The following is a 22,016-nucleotide window of genomic DNA, read 5'->3' as shown; positions in this document are numbered from 1 at the left end:
CACACACAAGCCACGGTAGTTCCTACGACGGGGCGATGGCCGATTCCGCGGACTGGACCCGTCCGGACGACCTCGAAGCCGTGCAAGGGGCGCTCATAGACTGGTACGAGGCCGACCACCGGTTGTACCCGTGGCGCGAGACGGACGATCCCTATCGGATCCTCGTTTCGGAGGTGATGAGCCAGCAGACCCAACTCGATCGCGTCATCGAGCCGTGGCGGGAATTCGTCGACGAGTGGCCGAGCGTCGAGGCGCTGGCCGACGCCGACAGAGCCGATGTCGTCGGCTTCTGGACCGACCACTCGCTCGGCTACAACAACCGGGCGAAGTATCTCCACGAAGCAGCACGACAGGTGAGAGAGGAATACGACGGGGCGTTTCCAGAGACGCCGTCGGAGCTACAGGAACTGATGGGCGTCGGCCCCTACACCGCCAACGCGGTGGCCTCCTTCGCGTTCAACGACGGTGGGGCGGTCGTCGATACGAACGTCAAGCGCGTTCTGTACCGCGCGTTCGACGTTCCTGATTCCGATGCTGTCTTCGAGGAGGCCGCGGAGACACTCATGCCGGAAGGACGGTCACGCGTGTGGAACAACGGGATTATGGAACTCGGCGGCGTCGCCTGTGGCAAGAACCCACGGTGTGACGAGACGGGTTGTCCGTGGCGCGAATGGTGTCACGCCTACCAGACCGGTGACTTCACCGCGCCCGACGTGCCCACCCAGCCCAGCTTCGAAGGAAGCCGTCGGCAGTTCCGCGGGCGGATCGTGCGAACGCTCGGTCAGTACGACGAGATCGGGATCGACGAGTTGGGCCACCGCGTCCGCGTCGACTACGCGCCGGACGGCGAGTACGGCCGCGAGTGGCTCCAAGGTTTACTTTCAGATTTGGCCGACGATGAGTTGATCGACGTCGTCGAGGCTGGCGAGGAGACTGTTGCTCGGCTGCAGAAATGACACCGCCACGGCTCCGGGCGAGACGTCAGAGCCGTCCCGTGAGAGGAGTACACCGATGCGGATGACGCTCACGGTATTTGGAGAGTAACTACAGCGGTGACGAACCGGCACTCCCCGTTGGAGGGCAGTCCCGTCATTTACTGCGGGGGGATATCGCCAGTTGATCGGGGTTTCAACCGCCTTTTTGCATTCATAACCGAAGAGAGGGGTATGGAAACCAGCGACTCTCCGAAGGGGATCGCTCGCTACAAATTCAGGGTCAGATTCCGACTCGATCCCTCGCTACCGGAAGTGTCGGTCGAGCCCGCGGAGTTCGAGGCGACGCTGTACCGGGCTGCAGATCGGCCACTCGAGGATGGCTGGCTGTTTTTCCGCGATCATCTCTGGCGCGGTGATCTGGGGGACGAGACGTACTTCCGGGAAGTCGCGGAGGACGCTCTAGGTGTCCATGTGGTGTCGATTTCATTTAGTGAACTCCAGACTGACCAGGCGTATCTCGACGCGCTTCGGGACGCGATCGGCGACCGACTCAACGAGTTCAGGGCGGACACGGTCAACGAGGCGCTAACGAAGTACCTCGGGAGTTCGATACGTGTTATGACCCGCGACGACCGCCCTGACGGGTAGATCTCCACACACGGCGGCGCGGTAGATCAGCGGGATCGGTCACCCCCAGGGAGGTGTCCTGCCTGAGCGCCCGTTCGGTGCATACATGTTGCGCATTCAGCCGCGATCAGAACAATTCACACGGTCGGCGGGTCGACATCCTCGTCGGCCGCATCCCGCCACGAGCGCGTCGGTGTCCAATCGAGGACGCGTGAGGCCTTCGCAGTGCTGTACACGGACGCGTCTCCGTCGACCTGACAGTCCTCCGGTAGACTCCCGTAGTGCTCTTCGATGAGGTCGACGAGTGGGTCGCCGAGGGCGTTATCAGCGGCCGCGCAGTTGAACGCCTCGTGACCGCCGATGTCGGCGACGAGCGCGGCCTCGACCATATCGACGACGTCGCGAACGTCGACGTAGGACCAAAAGTTACCGGCGCCGGCCGAGCGATCCGAGGCGTAGGTCTCGTCCCTGCAGAGGTACTCGCCCGGTTCCTGGATCCACGTCGGTCGGATCGACGCCACGGGAACGCCGTCGCGCCGGGCGATCGCCGCACCGATCTCCTCAGTGACGACCTTCGAGAGGCCGTACGGATCCTCGGGGCGGCACGCGTGCGTTTCCGTGACCGGAATCGAGTCCGGTATCGGGGTTTCCTCGGCGAAGAAAAAGCCGTACGCGCCGTCCGAGGAGGCCTGTACGATTCGCGCGTCGACGCGGCCCGCGGCCGTGAGAACTGAGTGTGCCGCGATCGTGTTGTTTCGATAGAGATCGACGCCGGCGTGGGTACCCGCGACCGGGATCGCCGCCCAGTGCACGACCGCATCGGGGTCGATGTCGGTCACGACGTCGAGGACGCTGCCGGAATCGGTGAGATCGAGCGCGCAGTACTCGACGTCCGGATGATCTCCCTCGTCGGGGAGCTCCCGGTCGAGGCAGATAACTCGGTGGTCGTCGGCGAGTCGGTCGACGATCCAACGGCCCGTCGCTCCGCGGCCACCGGTGACGATGATATCCATATCTCTGCATCGTTCGCACCGACAAAAAGGCGGGCGGATCGTGATCGACGAGCGCCAGACGACCGAATGCGCAGTATTTAATCCGACTTGCTGAAAGCTACGCGTATGGCACCAACAGACGTTGACGACCCGCTGTCTTGGGCGCGAGACTACACCCCCATCCTTGCCGCCTATCAACAGGAGTACGGCGGGACGAAACCGCTCGACGGCTACACGATCGCGTTCGCATCACACCTCGAAGCCAAATCCGGTGTCGCCATCGAGACGCTCAACGAAGCGGGTGCCGACGTGCTGTTCGCCCCGAGCGAACCCCAAAGTACACACGGGGCGGTCGTCGACGCGCTCAACGCGAGAGAGGGAATCACCGCCTTCGCGTGGGAGGGCATGACCGACGACGAGTTCGACAACGCTCAGCACGAACTGCTGGAAGAAGAACCCGATTTCATCCTCGACGACGGCTGCGAACTCATTGCCAAGGTTCACGCCGAGCACCCCGACGTGGCCGCGAACGTCATCGGCGGCGGCGAACAGACGACCGCTGGGATCACCCGACTCGAAGCGATGGAAGCCGAAGACGTGCTCCAGTTCCCGGTGTACGGAGTCAACGACACGCCGATGAAACACTTCTTCGACAACGTCCACGGGACCGGCGAGTCCTCGCTTTCGAACATCGCGATCACCTCGAACACCATCATCGCCGGTAAGGACATCGTCGTCTGCGGGTACGGCTACTGCGGCCGCGGAATCGCGAACAAGGCCCGCGAACTCGGTGGGAAGACGATCGTCACCGAAGTCGATCCGCGAAAAGCGCTGCAGGCCCACATGAACGGCCACCGCGTGATGGACATGAACGAAGCGGCCGGGGTCGGCGATCTGTTCATCTCGGCGACGGGTAACCGGGACGTCATCCGCGCCGAGCACTTCGAGGAGATGGACGACGGCGTCATCCTCGCCAACTCCGGGCACTTCGATGTCGAACTCGACTTGGAGGGTCTGGAGGAACTCGCCGAGCGGACGACGACGCCCAAAGAGGGCGTGACACGATACCACATGCCCGACGGCCGGCGGCTGAACCTGCTGGCGAAGGGCCGACTGGTCAATCTGACGGGGCCGTACAGCCAGGGCCACCCGGCCGAAGTGATGGACACCACGTTCGCGATGATGTTCGTGGCGGCCTACGACATGCTCGTCGACGAGCCGGGATTGGCCCCCGGTCTCTACAACATTCCGGACCGACTCGATCGCGAGGTCGCCAGCATGAAACTCGAGACGCTCGGCCTCCCGATCGAGGAGATGATCGAGAGTCAACGGGCGTACGGCGAGGAGTGGGAGCACCCCGACAGCAGTTTCTAGCGGTTCCTCCGCTTTTGACGCCGCTAAGTGACAAATTATATCAGCGTCCGATGGGTGCCATTCGGCATGGTTTCACGGCGTCACGTGCTCAAAACGAGCGCGATCGGACTGACGGCCAGCGTGGCCGGTTGTACAGGCAACGGCGATGGAAACGGGAACGGCAACGGTGACGGCAACGGAAACGGAAACGGCAACGGAAACGGAAACGGAAACGGAAACGGAAACGGAAACGGTAATGCAAACGGTAACGGCGACGGGAACGGAAACGGCTCGTCGGGATCCGAGAGCGACGTCAACGTCGGGATGATCTACGCCCTCGGCGGGACCGGCGACCAGTCGTTCAGCGACGCGGCGAATCGCGGCATCAACGATGCGGTCGACCAGTTCGGGATCAGTTTCCAGGACGCGGGGCCCCAAGACAGCGGCGACTTCGGATCCTACCAGCAGCAGTTCGCTCGATCGAGCGATCCGAACTACGATCTGATCATCTGTCTCGGCTTCGAGCACGTCTCGGATCTTCAACAGAACGCTGACGAGTATCCCGACCAGAAGTGGGCGCTGCTCGACGATTCGGTCGACAAGCCGAACGTCGAAAGCTGGGTGTACGCCGAAGAGCAGGGCGCGTACATGGCGGGTGAGGCCGCAGCGAAGCTCTCACGGCAGGATTTCTCCGCTGGCGGCGCGTCGACCGATCCGGACGACAAGACGCTCGGCTTCGTCGGCGGCGTCGAGGTGCCCGTCGTGCAGGCGTTCGAAGCGGGCTTCCGAGCCGGCGCACAGAGCGTCGACGACGATTTCGAGGTCCTCAGCAGCTACGTCGGCGGGTTCGCCAATCCCGGCGAGGCCGAGGAAGCGGCGATTTCGATGATCGACAACGGTGCCGACATACTTCTCCACGGCGCCGGTGCGGGCGGATCCGGCGTATTCCAGGCCTGCCAGGATAACGAGTGCTTCGCTTTCGGGGCCGACAGCCGGCAGTCCGAGACGGCCTCGGAGTTCGCGGACATCATTCTCGGGAGCATTATCAAGGGCGTCGATACGAGTGTCATTCGCGCCGTCGAACGCGTCGTGGAAGGGGAGTTCGAGGGCGGACAGACGCTCGAGCTCGGTGCCGGCGAAGGCGGATTCGACCTCCCCTGGGGCGTCGAGATCGGCGACGAAATCCCACAGGAGATCAAAGACGAAGCCGAGGCCACGAAGGAAGCGATCGCCAACGGGGAGGTCGATGTCCCGGTAGAGCCGTAAGCGAGACGACGACCACTTGCTACGCAGTTCGAGCGACAGACGGGCGACTGAGGCCGACACACAACGCTCCGCATGACCAAGGCAGTTCAGTTAGAAAACATAACCAAGCGGTTTCCGGGAGGCGTTCTCGCCAACGACGAGGTCGATCTCGCGGTCGAGGAGGGAACGGTCCACGCACTACTCGGCGAGAACGGTGCGGGAAAGACGACGCTTATGAACGTTCTCTACGGGCTCTACGAGCCGACCGACGGAACGGTTCACGTCGGCGGCGAACGGGTGGCGTTCGACTCACCACAGGACGCCATCGAGCGCGGGGTCGGGATGATCCACCAGCACTTCACTCTCGTGGGGCCGATGACGGTCCTCGAAAACGTCGCGCTGGGGTGGGAACCGATCAAATACCGGGGGATAGCGATCGACGACGATCGAATCGAGCGGGATATTCGAGCGTTGAACAACCGCTACGGGTTCGACCTCGGAGACGTGATACACGCGCCGGTCGAAAGGTTGAGTGTCGGCGTGCAACAGCGCGTCGAAGTCATCAAAACGCTGTACAGAGGCGCCGACGTGTTCATTTTCGATGAACCTACGGCGGTGTTGACGCCACAGGAGGCGACCGAACTGTTCCAGATCTTCGAGGAACTGACCGCACAGAACAAGACGATAATTTTCATCACCCACAAACTGGACGAAGCGCTGACCGCGGCAGACAACGTCACCGTCCTCCGGGAGGGTCGAAACGTCGAGACGGTGAATGCCGCCGAGACGACCCAAGAGCTCCTTGCCCAGAAGATGGTCGGCAGAGACGTCCTCTTGAACGTCGAGCAGCGCCCCACGTCGAAGGGAACCGAGCGACTCACCGTATCGGACCTCTCCGTGGAGGACGATCGTGGGATCGAGAAAGTCAGAAACCTCGAATTTTCGGTGCAGTCAGGGGAGATATTCGGTATCGCCGGCGTGGACGGCAACGGTCAGACGGAACTCGTCGAGGCGATAACGGGGCTTCAGGCAGTCGCCGACGGGACGATCGAGTTCGACGGCGTAAACGTCACGGGCGATTCCCGTCGAGCGCGCATGGAACGGGGATTATCGTACATCCCGGGCGAGCGCCAAGAGCGGGCGTTGGTTCTCGATTTCGATCTCGTGAAGAACGCCGTGCTCGGAAACCAGCACCGATCGAAGTTCAGCGACGGGCGATTGATCGACTGGGACGCGGCCAGAGCACACACCGAGGAGATCATCCGAACCTACGACGTTCGCCCGCCCGATCCGTCGGCGGTCGCACGCTCGCTTTCGGGGGGGAACCAACAGAAGTTCGTCGTCGGACGGGAGTTCTCCCGCGACCCCGACATCGTGGTCGCAGCCCACCCCACACGCGGCGTCGACATCGGAAGCATGGAGTTCATTCACGAACAGCTACTCGAGATGCGGGAGCGCGGCGTCGCGATCCTGCTCGTCTCTGCATCGCTCGACGAGGTAACCGGCCTGTCGGATCGGATCGGTGTCATCCACGACGGCTCGTTCGTCGACGTGGTCACGCCGGACTCGGTCACCGAAGAGCAACTCGGGTTGTTGATGGCCGGAGAGCGCCCCGAGGGAACGGTGAGCACCTCGTGACGTCCGTCCGCGACCGTATCGAACGCCTCTTGGGCGCGTTGCTCGGCCTCTCGGCGAGCGGTCGAATTCTGTTGAGCCTCGCCGCGGTCGCCGCCGCGATCGCCGTCGGGATGGGGATCATTCTGGCCGCGGGATCCGTGGCCGCCTGTTCGACGCCGAAGCTCGCCCTGTTCGGCGTCGAGTTCTGCTACGATCCGATCGAGGTGTACGCCGTGCTGCTCGGCGGTGCGTTCGGGAACCCCTATAACGTCGCTGCCACACTCCAGCGAACGACCCTGCTTTTGTGTACCGGGCTGAGTTTCGCCATCGCGTACAAGGCCGGACTGTTCAACATCGGCGCACAGGGGCAGTTCGTCCTCGGGTCGTTGGCGACTGCCGTCGTCGTCCTCGCGCTCGCTCCGTTCGCACCGGCGGGCAGAGCAGGGGGTGCGGTGCTCGTCCCTGCGGGAATACTGGCCGGCTGTCTCGTGGGCGGCCTGTACGGGTTCTTCCCGGGGTTTTTGAAAGTCCAGTACGACACCAACGAGGTCATCACGACGTTACTTTTGAACTTCATCGCGACGGCGGTCGCGTTCGTCGTCGTGGATCGGTACTTCAACGACGAGACGGTACAGGGAACCGCGACCGAGTCGATCCCGGACGCGGCGACGCTCGGTCCCCGTATCTTCCCGCAGGGGAGTGACTTTTCGCTGCCGGTGCTCGTGCTCGTACTCGGGGTCGTCGGTGTGTTCTTTTGGTTGCTCACGCGCACGACGATCGGATACGACATCCAAACGGCCGGGACTCAGCCGAAGGCTGCCGCCTTCGGCGGCGTAGACGAGCGATTCACGACGCTGTACTCGATGACGCTCGCTGGAGTGGTCGCCGGGCTCGGCGGGGCGCTGTTCGTCCTGATGGTCCTCGGACGGTGGCAAACCGGCGCGCCTTCCGTTGGGTTCGACGGCATCGCCGTCTCGATACTGGCCGGGAACAACCCGATCGGACTGATTCCGTCGGGGCTGTTGTTCGGGGCGCTCGATAGCGGCAGTCAGGCGATCGAGTTCCAACTCGCCGTCCCGGGCGAGCTAATCGACGTGCTACAGGGGCTCATCATCCTCTTCGTCGCGACGCCGGAACTGTTCCGGATGCTCGGCCGCCACCTCGATCGGCGCGGGACGATCGACCTCAAGAGCGGAGGTGAGAAGCGTTGAGCGATCTCGGCAGGACGGCGCTCAAATGGGGGCTGTTGGCGGCGGCGGCGATCGCGGCGCTGTTCGTCGGACAGTTGCTCGCACCGACCGGTTCGGTGACCGAGCAGGCCTTCGACGCGCTGCTCACGACGAGCTACGCCAGCGCGATCCTTCGCGTCAGCGTTCCGATCGGCTTCGCGGCCCTCGGCGGGATCTTCGCCGAGAAAGCCGGCATCATCAACATCGGAATCGAGGGATTTCTGGTTCTGTCGGCGTTGAGCAGCGTCGTCGCGCTCCACCGCCTCACGGAGGCCGGCATCGGGACGACCGCAGCGCTTTGGACCGCTTTCGCTGCGGGAATCCTCGTGAGCGTCGCGGCTGCTACCGTGTTCGCCGTCTTCGTCATCCGTTATAAGGCAGATCAGGTCATCGCCGGGCTGGCGGTGTGGCTTATCTCGCTCGGTGTCGCACCGTTCGTCTCGCTCGTGTTGTTCGAGAGCGTCAACAGTCCATCGGTGGAGACGTTCGGCACGTGGCGGATCCCGATCTTGGCGGAGATCCCGGGGATCGGACCGGTGCTGTTCGACGCGTCCCCGATGGTATATTTACTGCTCGTGGCGACGCCGATCTGTTGGTACGTGCTCGGACACACGCGACTCGGGCGGCGGATCCGAGCCAGCGGCGAGAACCCGCGTGCGCTCGATACGGCCGGAGTGAGCGTCAGCCGAACCCGCTACGTCGCCGTCTTGCTCTCCGGCGTCCTCTGTGGTATCGGCGGTGCGGGGTTCACGCTCGGTCAGCTCGGCCGATTCGTCGGGGCCGGAGCTACGAGTATCGACGGCCGCGGGTTTCTCGGCATCGTCGCGTACCTGTTCGGAAACTACAATCCGATTACCTCACTCGGCGGCGCGCTCTTGTTCGCCAGTTTCGACTCGCTGCAGTTGCGACTCCAGCAGATCTCAGAACTCGACGTACCGAGCGCGCTGTTCGGCATTCTGCCGTTCGTCGTCGTCATTCTCGTGTTGACGCTCATCGGCGGGACCCGCCTGCCGGCGGCGCTCGGCGAGGATTACGACGAAGATGAGTAGCGACCACCGTGAACGTCATTGTCCCGACCTGCTAACCCATCATCCATGGCAGAGATACGCGTCGCAGCCCTCGTCGGAAGTCTCCGTGACGGTAGCTACACCCAGCCGGCGTGTCGTCACGCGCTCTCCGTGGCGGCCGAGTTCGAAGCGGTCGAAACTGATCTCGTCGATCTTCGGACGCTGTCGTTGCCGATCTTCGACGCCGACGTGGACGACGTAGCGGACGCAGCCGAACTCAGATCGCGGCTTCGGAGCGCGGACTCGATCGTCCTCGGCAGTCCCGTCTACCACGGCTCGTACTCCTCGGCGCTGAAGAACGCGCTCGATTACTGCGGATTCGACGAGTTCGAGGACACGACGGTCGGACTGTTGTGCGTCGCGGGGGGGTCGTTTCCGACGCCGACGCTCGATCACCTCCGATCCGTGAGTCGAGCGCTCGATGCGTGGGTCGTTCCCCATCAGGTGGCGATTCCGAGGGCCCGAGAGTGCTTCGAGGCCGGTGAGATCACCGACGCCGGTGTTCGAGATCGCGTGGAGGTGCTCGGCCGTCGAATGGTCGAATACGCGCGGATCGAACCTGATCCGCGAACGTTCGAATCGACACAGAACGTGGGGGCCGACGGTCGATGATGGGGGCGATCCCGAGGCGCGTAGATTCCGACAACCGTTTTAATCCCCGACTGTTGTGTTTCGCTAATGGGTAACTGTATCATTTGCGGCACGTCCGTCGACGGACCGATTTGTGAGGTCCACCAGGAGGATGTCGTCTTCGAATTCACGGGGAATCAACCGTCACAGTTGACGCCGGGGCGGTTCTACCTCGGTAGCGTCGACGGCTACGCCGACTTCGGCGTGTTCGTCAACATCGGTCACGTGACCGGCTTGCTCCACAGAAGCAAACTCGACCGTCGGATCGAAAGCCTCGATTGGGAGGTCGGCGACGAGGTCTGTGTTCAGGTCAACAACGTCCGAGACAACGGTGACATCGATCTCGACTGGTCGATCCGACAGTCGCCTTCGGACTTCCGTGGACGGCTCGTCCAGACGCCGGCGGGGGACGAACTCCCCGAGGAAGACGAAGCGGACACACGATCGGGATCCGAATCCGAATCGGAGTCGGAACCGGAACCGGAACCGGAACCGGAGTCCAAAGCGGGAGCGCAAGCGGAAACGGGATCGGCCCCCGAGAGGGCAGCCGAGACGGATACCGAACCGACTGATGCCTCGGAGGCGGATGAAGACACCGTGGTCGGCGAGCCGGGGACGACGGGCGGTGCCGACGAACAGAGCAGCGGAAACCCGGGCGACTCCGAACTGGCGGAGATCGCGACGACCGACGGCGAAACGGAATCCGATGAAGAGGGCGAATCTGTGGAGCCTGCGGAACTCGAACGCGTCCAAGTCGGTTCGCTCGGAGATCGCGTCGGAGAGACCGTTCGACTCGAGGGGACGCTGGCCTCGGTTCGGCAGACCTCCGGCCCGACAGTCTTCGAACTCCGCGATGAAACCGATATCGTCGACTGTGCAGCGTTCGTCGAAGCTGGAGTCCGGGCGTATCCGGAGATCGACGCGGGCGACGTCGTCCGGTTGGACGGCGAAGTGCAACTGCGACGCGGCGAGATACAGATCGAAACCGACTCGCTCACCGTACTTGAGGAGGACGAGCGGTCGGCCGTCGAAGCACGGATGGACGAGGCCCTGGAAAACCGAGCGAGTCCGGAGCCGTTCGAGCCGATCGCCAGCGATCCCGAGATCGATGCAATCGTCGATGAGATCGACGCCGCGGCGACGGAGATCCGTCGTGCGGTGATCGAATCGCGCCCGATCGTCGTCCGACACGACTCGACGACGGACGGCTACGTCGCCGGCGCGGCGATCGAGCGAGCCGTCCTGCCGCTTATCGAGGCCGAACACGGGACGGCCGACGCGGTCTACCACTACTTCGATCGACGCCCGCTCGAAGACGGCGTCTACGACATGAACGACGCGACGAAGGACGTGACCCGCATGCTCTCGGACCGCGATCGTCACGGCGAGACGCTTCCGCTGTTCGTGTTCGCTGCGGCCGGATCGACAGCGGCCTCGACGGACGGGCTCGAGCTGCTGGACATCTACGACGCTCCGCGCGTCGTCCTCGACGGACGAGCCGCCGATGCGGCCGTGATCGAGCGAATCGACTCACTCGCCACCGCCGGGGGTCGAACCGCGTCGACCGTCGCGGCAACCCTCGCGGCGGCGATCAACGGCGACGTCCGCGACGATGTACGACACCTGCCGGCAGTTAGCTACTGGGCGGATGCGCCCGCGGTCTACGACGAACTCGCCGTCGAGGCCGGAATCGACCCCGAGTCCGCAAAACAGCTCCGCGAGGCGATAGCGCTGGAGGCGTACTACCAGTCCTACGAGGACAAACGCGAACTCATCATCGACCTGCTGTTCGAAAAGCGGACCGGACTCGCCGCGCAGGTCTCAGAGCAGTTCGCGACGAAACTCGATGCGGAGCTCGACACCGCCGTCCCGAACCTCGAAGAGCGGACCGTCGACGGCGTCACGGTGACCGTCTTGGACACCGACGCATACACGCACCGATACGACTTCCCGCCGACGCGACTCCTGCTCGACGAACTCGCCAGACGGATCGATTCGACGGCCATCATCGGCGTCGGCACCGACGAACTCCACATCCGAACCGATGGGCAGTTCGACCTCGACGCGGTCGTCTCGGAACTCACGGCGGCGATTCCGGAAGCCGGTATCGCCGACCCGGGTGCACGCGAGCCGAAGATAGAGTTCCTCGTCGGGGAGCGCGACGACGTTATCGAGGCGACCATCGAGGCGGTCGCAGCGGCGATTGCGACGCCGTCGGCCTGAGTCGGGAGTGCGGAAACCGGTCGAACTTTTATGATTTCGCCCGTATGGGTGGTATGCACCGCCGCACGTTCCTCGCCGGGGTTTCGGCCCTCTTTGCCGGTTGTAGCGGTCGCGAGGATTCCGACGTGATACGGCCGACGGTTACGCCGGTCGAGGTACCGGCAGACCCGCGGGCGGACGGCGACGCAGTTCCGATCGGCGGTTCCCGGTTCGGGGATGACGTACCTGGTCCCGATGGCGTACTCTGTTTTCACCGGCTCGATCGATTCGAGCAGGCGTACGTCGCCCCGTCCCGAGAACGGTTCTCGGTCGAAAACCCGGTCGGGTGGATGTACGTGACGAACGACGGGACGACCGACCTCGCGATCGGTACCGGCTGGGACCTGCTGAAATACAGCGGGCACCGATGGGTACCGATCAACGCACCGCAGGTCGGCGGCAGCGAAATATCGGTTCTCAGACCTGGCGAACGGTGGCGACGGGTCCACGTCGTACAGCGGGTGTTCGGGTTGCCGGTGTTAGGGCCGGGACGGTACGTCCGAGTCGAGTCGATACGCATTCAGAACGAAGGCCAACCGCGGTCGGTCGGCGCGATGTTCGAGGTCAGCGAAACGCAGTTCCGGATGGTTCCCCAACGGGAACCGACCGAACGTGGCGACGATCTGATTCGAATCGAAACCAGACAACGAGCCGAGCTAGAACTCGTCTTCGAGCGCGTCGAGAACACTGCGGACGGCGTCGAACTCGTGCCGGAGGCGATCGGCGCGATCCCGATGTTTCGGGACTCGATCCCCCGACTCCGAGACGTATCGATCGTCCGGTTTCGGACCACCAGTGCCGACGCCGCGTTCACCTACCTGGACGCCGCGACCGCCAGGGACGAACCCGTGGGCCCCGGAGATCCACTCGTCGTCGGGGACGTGTCGTTCACCGTACGAATCGCCGAACGCAACCGCTAGCCATTTCCCGTCGCGCCCCGTTGTGCCGATAGCGAATGAGTACCGACGCCGATCCCGCGGAGTCCGAAGCGTTCGAGCGCGTCTGTGAGTCGCTCGTCGAGGCGATCCTCGCCGGCGATGTCGACCGCGACGATGTCGAGAGCGCGAAGATGGACGCCTGCCGCGAACACTCCGCGCCGAAGGTGCCGAAGAACACCGAGGTGCTCGATCACGCACCCGAAGAGCACCGCGGGGAGCTCGAATCGGTCCTCCAGCGGAAACCGGTCCGAACGGCCTCGGGCGTCTCCCCGGTCGCGATCATGACCTCGCCGCATATGTGTCCACACGGAAAGTGTCTCTACTGTCCCGGCGGGCCGGCGTCGGAGTTCTCCTCCTCGCAGAGCTACACGGGCCACGAGCCGGCGGCGGCGCGCGGCGTGCAAAACGACTACGATCCGTACGGGCAGGTGACGCTTCGACTCCACCAGCTCCGCAAGATCGGCCATCCCGTCGACAAGGTCGAGCTCATCCTCATGGGCGGGACGATGACCGCCCGAAGCCACGACTACCAGGAGTGGTTCGTCAAGCGCGCGCTGGAGGCGATGAACGACTACGACCTCGACGTGCCGCCCGAGCCGAGCGAATCGGAGTCGTTCAAACCGGCTCCTGAGACGAGCGAGTTCCGCTATCTCGAGGACGTGATCGCCGAAAACGAGACCAACGAGATACGAAACATCGGAACGACCTTCGAGACGAAGCCCGACTGGTGCGATCCCGAACAGATCGACAGAATGCTCGCGTTGGGCGGCACGAAGGTCGAGGTCGGCGTCCAGACCACCTACGAGCGGATCAACCGCGAGATGCACCGTGGGCACGGCGTTCAGGCGTCGCTCGATGCGAACCGCCGGCTCCGGAACGCGGGGTTCAAAGTCGGCTTCCACATGATGCCAGGCCAGCCGGGGATGTCCAAGGAGATGTGCGTACAGGACTTCCGCGAACTCTTCGAGAACGCCGACTGGCGGCCGGATTACCTCAAGATCTATCCGACGCTGGTCGTCCGCGACACGATCACCTACGACATGTGGCGACGCGGGGAGTACGAACCGCTCACGAACGAGGAGGCGGCGAAACTCGTCGCCGAGATCAAATCCATGATCCCGCGATACACTCGCCTCCAACGGGTCCAACGGGACATCCCCGCCGACTTCATCGACGCCGGCGTCTGGAAGTCGAACCTCAGACAGCTCGCCAGGCGGCGGATGGACGAGCACGGGTGGACGTGCGAGTGTATCCGCTGTCGCGAGGTCGGGATGAACGACGCCGAACCCGACATCGTCGAGTCGAACGTCGAGAGCTACGAGGCCGCCGGCGGGACGGAGCACTTCATCTCCGTCGAGGACTTCGACAAGGACCTATTGATCGGCTTCTGTCGGCTTCGATTCCCCGGGGGATCGCCGGAGGAGCGAGTGCTCCCGATGGACGACCCGATCAGACCCGAACTCGAAGACGCCGCCGTGGTCCGCGAACTTCACGTCTACGGCAGCGAGGTCGGCGTCGGCGAGGCGAGCGGCGACGACCACCAACACCGCGGTTACGGCCGCCAACTGCTCGAAACGGCCGAATCGATGGCGGCCGAGGCCGGATTCGAGAAGCTATCGGTCATCTCCGGTATCGGCGTCAGGGAGTACTACCGCGAGAAACTCGGCTACTACCAGGACGGGCCGTACGTCTCGAAGCGACTCTGAGGCGAAGCCGCCAACGGATCTTCAGACGTCGAGGATCGCGTCCATCAGTTTCGACTGCGCCGCCGAGAGATGCTCGGAAAACGTCGAAGTGGTAATCCCGAGTTCGTCGGCGACCTCGCCGGCGTTGGCGCCCTTCGGGTGCTCGAAGTAACCCATCGAGCTGGCGGTCTCGAGCACCTCCCGCTGTCTGTCGGTGAGTCGACTCCGATCGAGCAACACCAGGTTGGCCTCCGGGGCGTCGTGTTCGCTGCGGAGCAATCGCCGAACGTCGACCTCGGAGAACCGATCTTGCAGCGACACGATCGTCTCCTGGAGGGTGTCCATATCGGCGGCGTGAAAGACCAGATACAGCGAATCGTCCCGCGAGTGGAGATCGACGATCGGGCAGTCAAACACTTCGACGATCTCGCAGGGACAGCCGCGACCGCGCTCGCGGCTGAACCGATACATCCTCTTCGCACCGTAGTCGAACACCTCCGTCAACTCGACGCTTGCTTCCGGATCGCCGCCGCTTTCGAGTATGAACTCCTCGTTCACCCGTTCGGCGGTGCTTCCCGTAACGCTCCGCGCGATCGTGTACGACGGCGAGCCGAGACCCGAGGACGCCTCGACGATCGGGCAGGTGCCGTCGGGGTCGACGCGGATCTCGGCGCGAATCCCGGTGCCCATCGGTTCGAGTTGTATCCGAGCGTACCTAAGTCTGCTTGCTGGCGGAGGACGTTCGGACGTCCTCCGACAGGTTATAAAACACCCTGTATACTGAGGGATGGATTTCGCCACCCAAACGGACGTTGTATCGGGTGCGAAGATGTCAGCTGAACTCCACCCGAGAGATGGCCTGCGGACAGCGAACGAAGACCACTCGAGTCGGACTGATTGTGGGGCGATCCTGACTGCACTCGAAGACCCAGACTGTCGAGCGCTACTCGAAGCGACGACCGACGAGGCGTTGACCGCGAGCGAGCTGACCGAACGATGTGACGTCCCGCGATCGACGACCTATCGGAAGCTTGAACAGTTAACCGAGGCGGGGCTCTTGGAGGAGCGCGTTCGGCTCAGTACCGACGGTAAACACGCCAGCGAGTACCGGCGGACGTTCGACGACGTCACCATCTCGCTCGGTGAGACGGACGGCCTGACTGTCGGTCTCTCGTCGGCGACCGCGGCGCCGGAGGCAGCCGACTGACAGTGCCGATCGTCGACGCCCCCGAACCGAATCGAGCGGATCAGCGTCCGCAATCGCCGAACACCACATCGATATATGACACAGAATGTCGTGCCCACAAAACGACCGGACACCCGATAGCCGGGATCAGACGATGAGTACGTACATTTTCGTCTGCCCCGATTGCAAACAGGAGATCGAGGTCAACGCCTCGATGCGAGAGGCGATCCTCTCGAGCGGCTGTCCGGTGTGTACCGAAGCCGTGGAGACGGCTCACTTCGAGGCGGCGTAGTCGCCGTCGACAGTATCGGCTACTACTCGCGAGAGACTTCTACGAGACGGCCGCTGAGCGTCTCGGGGTCGAGACGGTACAGTTCGATATCGAGCTCGCCCTTCCGGTTCGGCCAGATCTCGAAGAGCGGCCGCTTGGCGTCACCGTACTGTTGGACGTCCTCGACGGTCAACTCCCCCGGGTCGATGTGGACGAGCGTACCGACGGCGATAACGCTCCGATAGACGTCGTCATCGGCGTCGTAGATGACCAGCCGTGCGTCCGGGGTCGAGTCGAGAAACCGACGCTTTTCGCTATTTGACGCCGAAACCAATCGCATGTAGAACTGTCGATCGGACGCGTCGTATCCGAAGGATATCGGGATCGCATACGGCTCGTCCGTCCGCGCGAGCGATATCACCCCCGTCTCGTGGACACCGAGGAAGGCGTCCATTTCCTCGGGCGACATCTCGGAGCGGCGATCGATTGCCATACGCCGAGAAACGCCCCCCGGTACTTATCCTTGACTTATCCGGTAGCACTCAACGCCAGGCGGAGAGTTCGACGATCGCGTTGCTATCGGCACTGATCCACTGCGTGAGACGCTCGATCCCGTCCGCATCGCGGGGAACGAACGTGTACTGGCCGGTCGGGTCTTCGGGGTCGCTCGGGAGCACCTCGAGCGTGTACGGGTGGTCGGTCGATCGAACCCGCCTCGGTCCGAAACCGCTGGAGGAGTCGGTCATACCTTACAGTTCGATCCACCGCTCATAAATCAAGGCGGGGGATCTCAAACGGTGAGACCGGGGCGAAATCGAACATGTTCGGGGGAATCGACTTTCCGTCTCGTCGCCTCCCAACCGACATGAGCAGTAACCGATCCATCGCCGAGCACGCGGAACCGAGTAGCCGGACGACCGTCGAAATCCGCTGTACCGGTTACGTCAGAACGGAAATCGGCAAGCACAGCTTCGAGTACACGTTCGCGGGATCGACGCTTCGGGAGTTCCTCGAGGCGTTCTTCGAGGAGTACGACGTCGCCGACATGCTCATCGCCGAGACCGAGGCGGACGCCACCACGAAAGGATGGGCGCCGAACGACGGCAATCCGCCGGGAACCTGGAAGAAAAATCCCGAAGGCGAACAGGCCCGCGCGTTCGCTCGCGTGGCGATCAACGGACGGTTCAACGAACACATCGACGGCCTCGACACGGAACTGACCGACGGCGATCGCTTCGCTTCGGTGTACCCGTTCATGTTCTGTTTATAACCCGATCGTGCGGCTCCGTCGTCGTCGCGGCGAGGTTCACACAGCAGCAAGCGACCTGCTGGTATCAAGTTCCCGAAACGGTCGGGCCGGAAAGCGACCAGCCAGGGAGGACGAAGCCGGTCGCGACCCGGATACTTCGAACCGTGATCCCGAGCAAAAGCGATACGAGTCTCGACTGATGTACGGGGCCACCCGATCGAAGCTCCTCGAATCGCTCGGCGTGGAGTAATCACTCCGGACAATCGGATCCGAGCCACCAGGACGCTCGACGATCCGATAGTTGGGAATCCCGATCGCGGATGACCGCGAAACCGTCGTTTTAGTGGGCTCGGCCCGTCTTGGCTGGTATGCCAACAGTTGGAATCGTCGGTGCGGGTGCGGCGGCAGCGACAGCCTCGTTCGCCCTCCAGCGAGCCGTTCCAGACATCGAGATAACCGTCCTCGAAAAATCCGGCGGGCTCTGCGGACGCGCAGCGACCCGACGGGGCGACGACGTCGTGTACGATTACGGCGCGAACTACGTCAAATCCGACGACGAGCGCGTCGTCGAACTCCTCACTGAGACGCTCGAGACGGAGGGGCTCGTCGACATCTCCGAACCGATCTACACCTTCGACGAGTCGGGATCGGTTTCGCCGGGACGCGACGCGGACGCACAAAAGTGGAGCTACGAGACCGGGCTGACGCAGATCGCAAAGCGCCTGTTCGGGCGGACCGACGCGACGATCCATCGCAGAGCGCGGGTCGAGACGATCCGCCGCGACGGCGACCGCTGGACGCTCGTCGACACCGACGGCCGGTCTTGGGGACCGTTCGACACCTTGTGTCTCAATCCCCCCGCCCCACAGACGGCCGAGTTACTCGGCGACGCCGAGTGGGACGACGAGCGGCGAGAACGGCTCCGCGAAGCGGCCTCGGCGGTCCCCTATCGGACGATCTGGACGGCAGTGCTCGGCTATCCGTTTCGGCTCGATCGGCCGTACTACGGACTCGTCAATACGGACAAAAACCACGCGGTGGGATGGCTCTCCCGCGAGGAGTGCAAAGCCGGTCACGTCCCCGATGGCGAATCGGTGCTGATCGCCCAGGCGAATCGCGAGTGGTCGGAGGCGAACTACGACCGAGACCCGGCCGAAAACGTCGCCGAACTCGCCGAACTCACGGCCGGCGTGGTCGGCGACGATCGGCTGTCCGATCCGGCGTGGAGCGATCACCAGGGGTGGCGGTACGCCCTGACCGAGGACCGCGTCGCCCGCGATCCCCTCGTGGCGGCCGAAGCGGCCGGCCTGTACTGTCTCGGCGATTGGGTCGCGGGGGAGGCGCGGATTCACGCCGCGCTCGCGAACGGGCTGGACGTGGGCGAACGGATCGCCGACACGTACTGACCGGTGTCCGACCGAGAAACGCCGATCCGCGTGGCCGGCTGGGAAAGACGGATACCGCTCGCGACACATACCCCACGTATGAGCCGCGACCGGACCCGGACGCGGGACCGACCTGCGGACGCCTCCACCGACGAGTTCGACGTCGAATTCGACCTGAACGACGATCGGAGCCGAACGGGATCGCGTGCCGATCCGAACGCAGAGCGTGGGCTTCGAGAGCGTGCGGCCGAACGAGCCGGACGGCTATTCTCCCCCCGACACTTCATCTCGGCGCTCCTTCTCACCGTCGCCGGCGTCCTCGGAGCCGGAACGTTGCTCCCGCTTCCCGGTGCCGGCCTCCTGGGGATCTTCGTCGCGACGTTCCTGTTCGGTCTCGTCGTCTCGGAGCGCAGATACGCCGAGACGATCCTCGCGGGGGCGCTCGCGGCGTCCGCGAGCACCCTCCTCGATTTCGCCGTCGTCGCCTTCCTCGGCGGCTTCGGGATCTCGCTTGCGGCCCTCGCGGGCGGGCTCGGCGCTGTCGTCGCCGGCGTTGGAACGTACTTCGGACGCGATCTCCGAGACGGGCTGACGAGGGATATCTAACCGGGGAACGGACGCGATCAGGAGTCGGTGGCGACGAGTCTCCAGCGGTCGCCGTCGCGTTCGACGACGCCGTAAGCCGAGAGCCCTTCGAGTGCGTCGCGAACGATCTCGGGCGGGGCCTCGGACTTTCTGGCGAGACTCTCGACCGTCTCCGGTCCGCACGTGAGACCGCGAAGGAGGTCACCGTAGAATCGACCGTCGACGCCCTCGAAGTGTGCGCTGATCCGATCCAGCGTCTCGGTCAGCCGACCCTGAACCCACCGCTGAGCCATCGAAAGTTCGTTCTCGAGCCGTTCGAGCTGTTCGAGATCCGCGGCGAGGGCGGCGAGGTCGTGTTCGCCGGTTTCCTCGTTCCCGTTTCCGAGTTCGTTCCCCGAGGGAGCGTCCGACTCCCGGCCGACGTGCAGCGAGACGTGTCGCCAGGAGGTGATATCGAGGTTCGGGGAAGCGGAGTAGGCGCTTTTCGTGCCGAACTCGTACGGCGAGACGTTCACTTCGAGTCGGAGGTTTCTAGCGATAGAGAAGTATTTGCGTCGACCGTCGTCGACGTGTGACTCGACCAACCCGGCCTCCTCAAGCTTTCGGAGGTGGTCGATGACCGCCTTCGGACTCACGCCGAGATACTCGCTGATCTCCGTGACGTAGCAGGGCTTTCTCGAAAGCAATCGCAGGATTCGCCGGCGGTTCTCGTTGCCGAGCAGATCCAGCAGTGCCGCGGAGTCCATCTGAATGGACGTAGGTTCCGAGGACGAAAAAGCGTAACGTGAGCGATCGACGGCCGACGAGAGGGGGAGATGTGCAGCGTCAACGCCCGTAGTCGGACGTCCCGACATTGAAACGGTTATATGCCGCGGGGAGCCACAAAGGGGTAAGAGGCTTTTCTATGTCTGAATCCGACACCACCGACGCCGGGGACGGCGCGCAGTTGCGGACGCCGATCGTGGCCGTTCTCGGCCACGTCGACCACGGGAAGACGAGTCTGCTGGACGAGATCCGTGGCTCCGCCGTTACCGCGGGCGAGGCCGGGGCGATCACCCAGCACATCGGGGCGACCGCCGTCCCGCTCGACACGATCTCGGACATCGCCGGCAGCCTCGTCGACCCGAAGGATTTCGATCTTCCGGGACTCCTCTTTATCGATACGCCGGGGCACCACTCGTTTTCGACGCTTCGCTCGCGCGGCGGCGCGCTCGCCGACATCGCTATCCTCGTTGTCGACGTGAACGACGGGTTTCAGCCGCAGACCCACGAGGCGCTCGACATCTTGAAACGCACGCAGACGCCGTTCATCGTCGCCGCGAACAAGATCGATACGATCCCCGGCTGGAACCCCAACCCGGACACGCCAGTGCAGACGACGCTCGAGCGCCAAAGCGATCGTGCCGAGTCGCGGCTCAACGAGAAACTCTACGAACTCATCGGGGAACTCTCCGACGAGGGCTTTTCGGCCGACATGTACTGGCGCGTCCAGAACTTCAGAGAGAACATCGGCGTCGTCCCCGTCTCCGCGGAGACCGGCGAGGGGATCCCCGACCTGTTGACCGTCCTCATGGGGCTCTCCCAGCGATATCTCAAATCGGAGATGTCGATCGACACCGACGGCCCCGGGATCGGGACGGTCCTGGAGGTCAAAGACGAGCGCGGCTTCGGGGCGACGATCGACATAGTCCTCTACGACGGGATGATCCGCGCCGACGACACGATCGTCGTCGGCGGGAAGAACGAACCGATCATCACGGACGTTCGGGCGCTGCTGCAGCCGCGACCGCTCGCCGAGATCCGGACCGAAAAGCAGTTCGAACAGGTCGACATCGTCCGGGCGGCCGCGGGCGTCAAGATCGCCGCGCCGGACCTCGACGACGCGATGGCCGGCGCGCCCGTCCGCGTCGTCCGGGACCGAAACCTCGAGGAGGTCGTCGCGGAGGTCCGCGCCGAACTCGCCGACATCGAGGTCGTCACCGAGGAGCAAGGCGTCGTCGTCAAGGCCGACACGCTCGGCTCGCTGGAGGCGATCTCCGCAGCGTTGGGGGAGGCCGAAATTCCGATCGTCCGCGCGGAAGTGGGCGACGTCGCTCCTCGGGACGTGGCCGTCGCCTCCACGGCCGACGAGCCGAAACACGCCGCGATCCTCGCGTTCAACGTCGATGTCCTCGACGACGCCGCACGGGAGATCGAACAGGGGAACGTCGATCTCTTCGCGGACGACGTGATCTACCAACTCATCGAGGAGTACGAAGAGCACGTCGCGGCCATCGAGGACGCCCAACAGGAGCAGATCCTCGACAAGATCCAGCGGCCCTGCCGCTTCCGGATCCTCGAAGATCACACGTTCAGACAGTCGAATCCGGCCGTCGTCGGCGTCGAAGTTCTCTCCGGAACGCTCAACCGAAACTCCCGCGTGGTCAAGTGGGAAGGCAACGAACCCGAGCGCGTCGGCGAGCTGAAATCGCTACAGGATGCGGGCGAGGACGTCGATTCGGCGCGGATGGGTGAGTCGATCGCCGCCTCCATCGACGGACCGACCGTCGGCCGCCAGATCGAGGAGGGCGACGAACTGTGGACGGAACTCCCCGAAAAGCACGCGAAGATCCTCGAACAGGAACTGGCCGACGAAATTCCGGCCGACGAACTGGAGGCGCTGCGGATGTATCTCGACAAGCGGCGCAAGCGGGACCCGTTCTGGGGGAAATAACGTCGCCTATTCGCTGCGTGTGACGCGATGTCTGAGCCGTATTTATT

22 protein-coding genes are annotated in these 22,016 nt (G+C 63.8%); 17 read left to right on the top strand and 5 right to left on the bottom strand.

Annotated features, from left to right (window positions below; genetic code table 11):
- Positions 1 to 35 precede the first annotated feature (35 nt).
- Complete coding sequence (locus R6U53_RS12735) at positions 36 to 956, top strand: A/G-specific adenine glycosylase (RefSeq protein ID WP_410322745.1); 921 nt, start codon at positions 36 to 38, stop codon at positions 954 to 956.
- Between the two features lie 210 nt (positions 957 to 1,166).
- On the top strand, positions 1,167 to 1,583 hold the full coding sequence (lwrS, locus tag R6U53_RS12730; protein ID WP_410322744.1) for an LWR-salt protein: 417 nt from the start codon (positions 1,167 to 1,169) through the stop codon (positions 1,581 to 1,583).
- 116 nt (positions 1,584 to 1,699) lie between these two features.
- Here lwrS and R6U53_RS12725 read toward each other — a convergent pair whose 3' ends face one another.
- Positions 1,700 to 2,575, bottom strand: coding sequence for an NAD-dependent epimerase/dehydratase family protein (locus R6U53_RS12725; RefSeq protein ID WP_410322743.1), 876 nt, complete (start codon positions 2,573 to 2,575; stop codon positions 1,700 to 1,702).
- Between the two features lie 105 nt (positions 2,576 to 2,680).
- On the opposite strand from R6U53_RS12725, the gene R6U53_RS12720 reads away from it, so the two are divergent.
- The 9 genes from R6U53_RS12720 (at position 2,681) to R6U53_RS12680 (ending at position 14,601) form a co-directional block, all read left to right on the top strand.
- Positions 2,681 to 3,928: an adenosylhomocysteinase gene (locus R6U53_RS12720; RefSeq protein WP_410322742.1), complete on the top strand. Its 1,248-nt coding sequence runs from the start codon at positions 2,681 to 2,683 to the stop codon at positions 3,926 to 3,928.
- Between the two features lie 66 nt (positions 3,929 to 3,994).
- Positions 3,995 to 5,173 carry a BMP family protein gene (locus R6U53_RS12715; protein WP_410322741.1) on the top strand — a complete coding sequence of 393 codons (1,179 nt, stop codon included), beginning with the start codon at positions 3,995 to 3,997 and terminating at the stop codon, positions 5,171 to 5,173.
- Positions 5,174 to 5,245: 72 nt separating this feature from the next.
- The gene (locus tag R6U53_RS12710; protein ID WP_410322740.1) at positions 5,246 to 6,790 is read left to right on the top strand and encodes an ABC transporter ATP-binding protein; all 1,545 of its coding nucleotides are present in this window, start codon (positions 5,246 to 5,248) and stop codon (positions 6,788 to 6,790) included.
- Entirely contained in the window at positions 6,787 to 7,980 is a 1,194-nt protein-coding gene (locus tag R6U53_RS12705) for an ABC transporter permease (RefSeq protein WP_410322739.1), read from the top strand. Before R6U53_RS12710 ends, R6U53_RS12705 begins: the two co-directional genes overlap by 4 nt.
- The gene (locus R6U53_RS12700) at positions 7,977 to 9,047 is read left to right on the top strand and encodes an ABC transporter permease (protein WP_410322738.1); all 1,071 of its coding nucleotides are present in this window, start codon (positions 7,977 to 7,979) and stop codon (positions 9,045 to 9,047) included. Before R6U53_RS12705 ends, R6U53_RS12700 begins: the two co-directional genes overlap by 4 nt.
- A gap of 45 nt (positions 9,048 to 9,092) precedes the next feature.
- Positions 9,093 to 9,677 carry an NADPH-dependent FMN reductase gene (locus tag R6U53_RS12695; RefSeq protein WP_410322737.1) on the top strand — a complete coding sequence of 195 codons (585 nt, stop codon included), beginning with the start codon at positions 9,093 to 9,095 and terminating at the stop codon, positions 9,675 to 9,677.
- Positions 9,678 to 9,743: 66 nt separating this feature from the next.
- Entirely contained in the window at positions 9,744 to 11,918 is a 2,175-nt protein-coding gene (locus tag R6U53_RS12690; protein ID WP_410322736.1) for an OB-fold nucleic acid binding domain-containing protein, read from the top strand.
- A 53-nt stretch (positions 11,919 to 11,971) separates the two neighbouring features.
- Positions 11,972 to 12,877 carry a hypothetical protein gene (locus R6U53_RS12685; protein ID WP_410322735.1) on the top strand — a complete coding sequence of 302 codons (906 nt, stop codon included), beginning with the start codon at positions 11,972 to 11,974 and terminating at the stop codon, positions 12,875 to 12,877.
- A 35-nt stretch (positions 12,878 to 12,912) separates the two neighbouring features.
- Entirely contained in the window at positions 12,913 to 14,601 is a 1,689-nt protein-coding gene (locus R6U53_RS12680; protein ID WP_410322734.1) for a tRNA uridine(34) 5-carboxymethylaminomethyl modification radical SAM/GNAT enzyme Elp3, read from the top strand.
- 21 nt (positions 14,602 to 14,622) lie between these two features.
- On the opposite strand, the gene R6U53_RS12675 is transcribed toward R6U53_RS12680, so the two are convergent.
- Entirely contained in the window at positions 14,623 to 15,270 is a 648-nt protein-coding gene (locus R6U53_RS12675) for a helix-turn-helix domain-containing protein (protein ID WP_410322733.1), read from the bottom strand.
- Positions 15,271 to 15,409: 139 nt separating this feature from the next.
- Between R6U53_RS12675 and R6U53_RS12670 the strand changes: the two genes are divergently transcribed.
- Entirely contained in the window at positions 15,410 to 15,787 is a 378-nt protein-coding gene (locus tag R6U53_RS12670) for a helix-turn-helix domain-containing protein (protein WP_410322732.1), read from the top strand.
- Positions 15,788 to 15,920: 133 nt separating this feature from the next.
- Positions 15,921 to 16,058 carry a zinc ribbon domain-containing protein gene (locus tag R6U53_RS12665; protein WP_410322731.1) on the top strand — a complete coding sequence of 46 codons (138 nt, stop codon included), beginning with the start codon at positions 15,921 to 15,923 and terminating at the stop codon, positions 16,056 to 16,058.
- A gap of 22 nt (positions 16,059 to 16,080) precedes the next feature.
- Here R6U53_RS12665 and R6U53_RS12660 read toward each other — a convergent pair whose 3' ends face one another.
- On the bottom strand, positions 16,081 to 16,530 hold the full coding sequence (locus R6U53_RS12660) for a pyridoxamine 5'-phosphate oxidase family protein (RefSeq protein WP_410322730.1): 450 nt from the start codon (positions 16,528 to 16,530) through the stop codon (positions 16,081 to 16,083).
- Positions 16,531 to 16,579: 49 nt separating this feature from the next.
- On the bottom strand, positions 16,580 to 16,783 hold the full coding sequence (locus R6U53_RS12655; protein WP_410322729.1) for a hypothetical protein: 204 nt from the start codon (positions 16,781 to 16,783) through the stop codon (positions 16,580 to 16,582).
- Positions 16,784 to 16,902: 119 nt separating this feature from the next.
- Here R6U53_RS12655 and R6U53_RS12650 point away from each other — a divergent pair, with 119 nt between their 5' ends.
- From R6U53_RS12650 to R6U53_RS12640, 3 genes are all read left to right on the top strand, one after another.
- On the top strand, positions 16,903 to 17,307 hold the full coding sequence (locus R6U53_RS12650; protein WP_410322728.1) for a pterin cluster protein: 405 nt from the start codon (positions 16,903 to 16,905) through the stop codon (positions 17,305 to 17,307).
- A 347-nt stretch (positions 17,308 to 17,654) separates the two neighbouring features.
- Entirely contained in the window at positions 17,655 to 18,692 is a 1,038-nt protein-coding gene (locus R6U53_RS12645) for an NAD(P)/FAD-dependent oxidoreductase (RefSeq protein WP_410322727.1), read from the top strand.
- A 78-nt stretch (positions 18,693 to 18,770) separates the two neighbouring features.
- Positions 18,771 to 19,277 carry a hypothetical protein gene (locus tag R6U53_RS12640; RefSeq protein ID WP_410322726.1) on the top strand — a complete coding sequence of 169 codons (507 nt, stop codon included), beginning with the start codon at positions 18,771 to 18,773 and terminating at the stop codon, positions 19,275 to 19,277.
- Between the two features lie 17 nt (positions 19,278 to 19,294).
- On the opposite strand, the gene R6U53_RS12635 is transcribed toward R6U53_RS12640, so the two are convergent.
- On the bottom strand, positions 19,295 to 20,002 hold the full coding sequence (locus R6U53_RS12635) for an ArsR/SmtB family transcription factor (protein WP_410322725.1): 708 nt from the start codon (positions 20,000 to 20,002) through the stop codon (positions 19,295 to 19,297).
- Between the two features lie 158 nt (positions 20,003 to 20,160).
- On the opposite strand from R6U53_RS12635, the gene infB reads away from it, so the two are divergent.
- Positions 20,161 to 21,969, top strand: coding sequence for a translation initiation factor IF-2 (infB, locus tag R6U53_RS12630; RefSeq protein ID WP_410322724.1), 1,809 nt, complete (start codon positions 20,161 to 20,163; stop codon positions 21,967 to 21,969).
- The last annotated feature ends 47 nt before the right edge of the window (positions 21,970 to 22,016 follow it).

It is taken from the genome of Natronomonas sp. (assembly GCF_046483325.1).
In the GTDB taxonomy this organism is placed as follows: Archaea; Halobacteriota; Halobacteria; order Halobacteriales; family Haloarculaceae; genus Natronomonas.
The sequence above is the reverse complement of the archived record's forward strand: the minus strand, read 5'-3'. Positions and strand labels throughout refer to the sequence as shown.